The organism is Pseudomonas sp., assembly GCF_041601375.1.
GTDB lineage: Bacteria > Pseudomonadota > Gammaproteobacteria > Pseudomonadales > Pseudomonadaceae > Aquipseudomonas.
Genome location: NZ_JBFIIG010000229.1, coordinates 1 through 5,847, shown reverse-complemented (window position 1 = coordinate 5,847; position 5,847 = coordinate 1). Strand labels below are relative to the sequence as shown.

At 64.0% G+C, this 5,847-nt stretch carries 7 protein-coding genes; 2 read left to right on the top strand and 5 right to left on the bottom strand.

The window, feature by feature from the left end; genetic code table 11:
- Window positions 1–242 (bottom strand): cyclic nucleotide-binding domain-containing protein (locus ABZE94_RS19740; RefSeq protein ID WP_372877669.1); only part of this gene is annotated, 242 nt, incomplete at its 3' end.
- Between the two features lie 232 nt (window positions 243–474).
- Between ABZE94_RS19740 and ABZE94_RS19735 the strand changes: the two genes are divergently transcribed.
- A complete protein-coding gene (locus ABZE94_RS19735; protein WP_372877667.1) occupies window positions 475–897 on the top strand; it encodes an OsmC family protein in 423 nt (140 codons plus the stop codon).
- Window positions 898–993: 96 nt separating this feature from the next.
- Here ABZE94_RS19735 and coq7 read toward each other — a convergent pair whose 3' ends face one another.
- Both coq7 and ABZE94_RS19725 read right to left on the bottom strand, forming a co-directional pair.
- Window positions 994–1,641, bottom strand: coding sequence for a 2-polyprenyl-3-methyl-6-methoxy-1,4-benzoquinone monooxygenase (gene coq7, locus ABZE94_RS19730; RefSeq protein ID WP_372877665.1), 648 nt, complete (start codon window positions 1,639–1,641; stop codon window positions 994–996).
- A 97-nt stretch (window positions 1,642–1,738) separates the two neighbouring features.
- A complete protein-coding gene (locus tag ABZE94_RS19725) occupies window positions 1,739–2,077 on the bottom strand; it encodes a histidine triad nucleotide-binding protein (RefSeq protein ID WP_090505852.1) in 339 nt (112 codons plus the stop codon).
- Window positions 2,078–2,162: 85 nt separating this feature from the next.
- Between ABZE94_RS19725 and ABZE94_RS19720 the strand changes: the two genes are divergently transcribed.
- Window positions 2,163–3,641, top strand: coding sequence for an AAA family ATPase (locus ABZE94_RS19720; protein ID WP_372877663.1), 1,479 nt, complete (start codon window positions 2,163–2,165; stop codon window positions 3,639–3,641).
- On the opposite strand, the gene ABZE94_RS19715 is transcribed toward ABZE94_RS19720, so the two are convergent.
- A complete protein-coding gene (locus tag ABZE94_RS19715) occupies window positions 3,642–4,430 on the bottom strand; it encodes an SDR family NAD(P)-dependent oxidoreductase (RefSeq protein WP_372877661.1) in 789 nt (262 codons plus the stop codon).
- Window positions 4,431–4,489: 59 nt separating this feature from the next.
- A complete protein-coding gene (locus tag ABZE94_RS19710) occupies window positions 4,490–5,470 on the bottom strand; it encodes a DUF805 domain-containing protein (protein WP_372877659.1) in 981 nt (326 codons plus the stop codon).
- Window positions 5,471–5,847 lie beyond the last annotated feature (377 nt).

Here is a 5,847-nt window from a genome sequence, read left to right as displayed (position 1 = left end):
TCCTTGTCGAACAGGCCCATCTCGCCGAAGAAGTCCCCGGGGTTGAGGTAGGCGATGATCATTTCCCGGCCATCGTCGTCCTCGATGAGGATGGTGACCGAGCCTTTGACGATGAAGAACAGGGTTTCGCAGCGATCACCTGCATAGATGATGGTGCTTTTCGCCGTATAGCGTCGGCGGTGGCAATGTGCGAGGAGTTTGTCGAGATTCTTGATTTTAGGTGTAAGGGTAATTGCGACCATGCCCGAGTCCCGAAAATAAAAAGGTAAGCCTTTGTCTGACAGGCAATTTCTTATAGTTATCTGGCCCAGTCTGCCAGTAATCCGGCGTCAGCTTAACAAACACACCATGGCCTGGGTCGATTTTGCGACATGGCTAACATCTAGCAACGGAACTTCCGCCCAGATGGCTGAAGTCAGGCCGCGAATAGGGCTGTGCTAAGCTGCGTCCCTTTTTAACAGCGGAGGCTTGGTAATGAAAGCGCGCATTCAATGGGCCGGCGAAGCCCTGTTTATCGGTGAGTCGGGCAGTGGTCATGCGGTGGTGATGGATGGCCCGCCGGAGAGCGGTGGCCGTAACCTGGGTGTGCGCCCGATGGAGATGCTATTGATCGGTCTGGGTGGCTGCAGCAACTTCGATGTGGTCAGCATCCTGAAAAAATCCAGACAGGCGGTCGAGAGTTGCGAGGCCTTTCTCGAGGCCGAGCGGGCCACCGAGGAACCCAAGGTGTTCACCAAGATCCACCTGCATTTCGTGGTCAAGGGCCGCGGCTTGAAAGAGGCGCAGGTCAAGCGTGCGGTGGAGCTGTCGGCAGAGAAGTATTGCTCGGCCTCGATCATGCTCGGTCGTGCCGGGGTCGAGATCACCCATGACTACGAGATCGTCGAATTGGGCTGAAAAGCAGCTACAAGCTTCAAGCAACAGCGGTAGGGCGGGTGCAACCCGCCATTGAAGAAGAACCTGGCGGGTTGCACCCGCCCTACCAACTGATTATCAGAGCCGATAGGCGCTCTTGGTCATGACCTTGGACAGCAGCGTCATGCCGAATTTTAGCGGTGCCGGGAAGCGCAGGCCGCCGGCCTCCAGGGCGCTGGTGGCATGGCGTTCTTCGTCGAGGCGCATCTGCTCGAGTATCGCCCGTGACTTGTCGTCGTTGGCTGGCAGCTGTTGCAGGTGGTCGTCCAGGTGCTTGACCACCTGGTCTTCGGTGGCGGCGACAAACCCCAGGCTGACCTTGTCGCTGATCAGGCCGGCGACGGCGCCGACGCCAAAGGACAGGCCATAAAACAGCGGGTTGAGCACGCTGGGGTGGCTGCCCAGCTGACGAATACGTTGTTCGCACCAGGCCAGATGATCGATTTCCTCATCGGCGGCGTGCTCCATGGCGCTCCGTACCTGTACGAGCTTGGCGGTCAGCGCCTGGCCCTGGTACAGCGCCTGGGCGCATACCTCGCCCGTGTGGTTGATGCGCATCAAGCCGGCGACATGCCGCGCGGTCGGCTCATCCAGTTCGCTCTCTGCCTGCACGATGGCCGGCGAGGGGCGACTGGGCTGGCCGCTGAAGGGCAGCAGGGTGCGCAGAGCCGCATCCGCTTGCAGGAACAGGCGGTCTACGGGGGAGTAGTGACGTTCGCAGGCCATCGGGCACCTCCGGCGAAAAGAAAGCGGCAAGTTTACTCCAATCGGTGTGCCGCGGCTTGACCGGCGTCAGGCCGTTCGGTCGGGCGGGGAGCGTCGTTCAGCCCGGCGGCCAGGTCATCTGCCGTTGCCCGAGGACATGCATATGGATGTGGTAAACGGTTTGCCCGCCCAGTTCATTGCAGTTCATCACCACGCGAAAACCGTCGTCGCAGCCTTGTTCTTTGGCCAGGCGCTGGGCGGTATAGAGAATGTGTCCGGCCAGGGCTTTGTCGTCTTCGCCGAGGTCGTTGAGGGTGTGAATGTGCTTTTTCGGGATCACCAGGAAATGCACCGGGGCCTTGGGGCCGATATCGTGAAAGGCGAACACCTGATCGTCTTCATAAAGCTTGCGCGCGGGTATTTCCCCGGCGACGATCTTGCAAAAAAGACAGTCCATGGCGCAGTCTCCCGGCCTGTTGAATGAGGCCCGAGTCTAGCGGGCTGGGTCGATTCCGGCCATATGACCGCCACAAGGAGTTGGTGTGAAGAACGATATCCACGATCTGGGCCTGGTGCTCGACTCCAGGGTCAAGCTGATCCTCATCGAGTCCTGGGACGAGCCGCGCGTGCTGGAAACCCTGACCGGTCTGGCGGTCAAGCGTGGCCTCGGCTTGCACACCTGGTCGGTGACCGAAGGCCTGCAGCGCCTGGGCTTCGGCGCTGAGCAGTCGGGCGAAGCCACGAGCCAGGAGCCGGAGGCCGCGTTGCGGCTGATCAAGGCCGATCCGCAGGCGAATCTGTATGTGCTGTGCGACCTGCATCCGTTCCTCGCCGATGACCCCAGGCTGGTGCGCCTGCTCAAGGAAATCGCCATGCGCGATACGCCGCAGGCGCCAACCCTGGTGCTGGTCTCCCATGCCTGCAAGCTGCCGGCGGAGGTGCAACGCTTTGCCGCGCGCTTCAGCCTGGCGCTGCCGTCGGAAGACGAGTTGCTGGCGATCGTGCGCGAGGAAGCCAGCCGCTGGAGCGAGGGTAATCGCAATGCCCGGGTGCGCACCGATAACCGTACCTTGCAGCAGGTGGTGAAGAACCTGCGCGGCTTGAGTCATGGCGAAGCACGGGTGCTGGCGCGCAAGGTGATCTGCGATGACGGCGCGATCACCCAGGAGGATTTGCCAGAGCTGAACAAGACCAAGTTCCAACTGCTGGACCTGGAGGGGGTGCTGAGTTTCGAGTACGACACCGCACGCTTCGCCGAGGTCGGCGGCTTGAGCAACCTGAAGCGCTGGCTGGCCGAGCGCCAGGGCATCTTTCTCGGCGCCGAGGCTGTCGACCTGCCCAAGGGCGTGCTGCTGGTCGGAGTGCAGGGCGGCGGCAAGAGCCTGGCGGCGAAGGCCGTGGCCGGCTTGTGGGGCTTGCCCCTGCTGCGCCTGGACTTTGCCTGCCTGTACAACAAGTTCTTTGGCGAGACCGAGCGCAACCTGCGCGAGGCCTTGAGCCTGGCCGAGCAGATGGCGCCCTGTGTGCTGTGGATCGACGAGATCGAGAAAGGCCTGGCCAGCGGCGAGCATGACGGCGGCGTCAGCCAGCGGGTGCTCGGCACCCTGCTGACCTGGATGGCCGAGCGCAAGGCGCCGGTATTCATGGTGGCGACGGCCAACGCGATCGACCGCCTGCCGCCGGAACTGGTGCGCAAGGGGCGTTTCGATGAATTGTTCTTCGTCGACTTGCCCGATCAGGCGGTGCGCGCGGAGATCTTCCGCATTCATCTGGCGCGGCGCGAGCTGGAACCCGTCGGGTTCGACCTGCACTTGCTGGCGCTTGCCAGCGACGGGTTTTCCGGCGCCGAGATCGAGCAGGTCGTGGTCAGCGCCCTGTATGCCGCCCAGGCGCAACAGCAGGCGGTCGATCAGGCCCTGCTGCTGCACGCTATCCACAGCACGGCGCCCTTGTCGGTGGTGATGGCCGAAGACCTCCACGCCTTGCGTGCCTGGGCTCGGGGTCGCACGGTCATGGCCTGATCAGCCGCGGCTGAGCGGTCGGTTGCGCCGCGCCGCGACCTTGCGCACCAGCCAGCGCGGCGCCAGACGTGGCGCAATGGCCAGCAGCCGATTGCGCCAGCCGGGGATGATGATCGCGCGGTTTTTATCCAGCGCCTTGAGCGTGATCAGTGCCACTTCCTCGGCGCTGATCAGTCGCTTGTCGTGTACTGGCGCTGCGCTGTCCATCTCTGTCGAGCACAAGTAGGCGTTGCGCATCGGCCCCGGGCAGAGCACCGACACGCTGACGCCGTATTCCTTGAGTTCTTCGCGCAGGCCTTCGGAGAAGTGCAGGACGTAAGCCTGGCTTGCGTGGTAATTGCTCATCCATGGGCCGGGATGAAATCCCCCCAGCGCGGCGACATTGAGGATCTGCCCGCTGCCCTGTCCCGCCATCACCGTGCCGAGGGCATGGCAGAGTCGGGCGAGTGCGAGGACGTTCACCTCGATCAGCTGTTGCTCGCCACGCCAGTCCTGGGCGACGAAGGCGCCACAGGTGCCCACCTCGGCGCCGTTGATCAGCAGGTCGATGGACAGCTCGTTCTGCTCCAGCTCATGCAGCAGGCCGGAGAGTTGCAGCGGCTCGCCGAGGTCGCAGGCGCGGAACAGGACGTCCACGGCAAAGCGCCGGCTCAGCTCGCCGGCGATGCTGTCCAGCGCATCGCCTTGCCGGGCGACCAGGATCAGGCTACGCCCACGACGTGCCAGGGCTTCGGCCAGGGCCAGGCCGATACCGCTGGAGGCGCCGGTTATCAGGGCGTAACGGGGCATGGGGGTTCTCCGTGAGGGGCGGGTCTGGCCTCCTGCCGCGATGAGGCTTGCGCTGCGGGTCAGAGACCCGCGCGGATCGCATAGTCCTGGTAGGCCGGCAGGGCGATGGCTGCCAGGATGCCGAGTATCGGGACCAGTAGCCAGAGCCAGGCCAGTAGCTTGACCGCGCGGCTGTTGGGCGGTGCTGGCGGGCCGTAGCGATTGGCCCCGGTTGTGCCAGGAATGATCAGCAGCAGCAGGGCGAAGACGCCACCGACGATCGGTACCAGGTTGATCAGCCAGAGCCAGCCGGACCAGCCGATGTCATGCAGGCGCTGGGCGCCGATCTGCACGCTGACCACCGCCATGCCGATGCCGACCAGCGCGATCAATACGGAACCGACTATTTCGGAAATGGCTAAACCCATGCTGGCCACGCCGAGCAGGGCCAGCGCCGCCAGCATCAGCACCAGCGACCAAGCCAGATAGCGCAGGCGGCCGATGCGTCCTTCGATGCTGAATACCTCGAGTTCGCCGAACTCCGGCAGCGTTTCGGCCACTGTGGCCAGAGGTGTCGCGTAGGGGGTATGGGCGGCCTTGCCGAGGTCGCCGGGCTGCTGCGGCTGGACAGGTGGCGTACTCGCGGAGAGCGCTGCCTGACGGGCGATAAATTTCTCGATGATGATGCCGCAGGCCGAGCACTCCACGGCCTTGGCCTGCCGGTGGCCGCACTTGGGGCAGCTCATCTCGTCGCTGGCGGCGCCTGGCGTTTGCTCGGCACTCGCGGCGAAGTGGTGATCGGTTTTCTCCAGGCTCAGGCTGGTGCCCGGCTCCGGCTCCTTGCGGGCCTTGGCGCCCGCGCGGTGCAGAGCCGCGAGATATTGGTCGGCCTCGCTTTCGGGCAAATTGCGCTTGATGGCGATGGCGCCGCCACTGAATAACGCATTGATCCGTGTGAGGTCACTCTTGAACAGGCGTGCGAGGTTGTCTTGGACGGTTTCCAGCGCCACCTCAGGCATCAGTTCGCCACTGAAGACAATCTTGAATCGGGCTTGGGTCATGCGGGCTTCCTTGTCGGCGCTAATGGCCACTACAGCCTAGCGGGCCTGCAGGCCTCTGAACAAGCCGCCCGGGGCACGAATATGCTGGTTGCGTCACAGGTTTGCACGCGCCGCTCCGCGGGCGAGAAGACAGCCAGTGTGGCGGCGGTCCAAGTGGCCGAGGCGACCCTGTGACTTCGGCGACGGTTCCGGCATGGCCGCCCTGATAGCCGATAGTGTATTGGCGCTTCCGCCGTTGCGCCGCCTATGCGTCCCGGCTGGCGATTCGCCTGCCGGGTCGGCGCTTCAGCGTGGCCAGCGCTGTTGCAACAGCTGGGCCCGATGCTGCGCATCGCGGTACTCGCGATCCAGGCGCGCCACCAGCGCATCGACGCTCG

What these genes read in the sequence shown, in the direction of transcription:
- ABZE94_RS19735 (WP_372877667.1), top strand. Translation starts at nt 475, where the DNA reads ATGAAAGCGCGCATTCAATGGGCCGGCGAAGCCCTGTTTATCGGTGAG.
- coq7 (WP_372877665.1), bottom strand. Translation starts at nt 1,641, where the DNA reads ATGGCCTGCGAACGTCACTACTCCCCCGTAGACCGCCTGTTCCTGCAA.
- ABZE94_RS19725 (WP_090505852.1), bottom strand. Translation starts at nt 2,077, where the DNA reads ATGGACTGTCTTTTTTGCAAGATCGTCGCCGGGGAAATACCCGCGCGC.
- ABZE94_RS19715 (WP_372877661.1), bottom strand. Translation starts at nt 4,430, where the DNA reads ATGCCCCGTTACGCCCTGATAACCGGCGCCTCCAGCGGTATCGGCCTG.
- ABZE94_RS19710 (WP_372877659.1), bottom strand. Translation starts at nt 5,470, where the DNA reads ATGACCCAAGCCCGATTCAAGATTGTCTTCAGTGGCGAACTGATGCCT.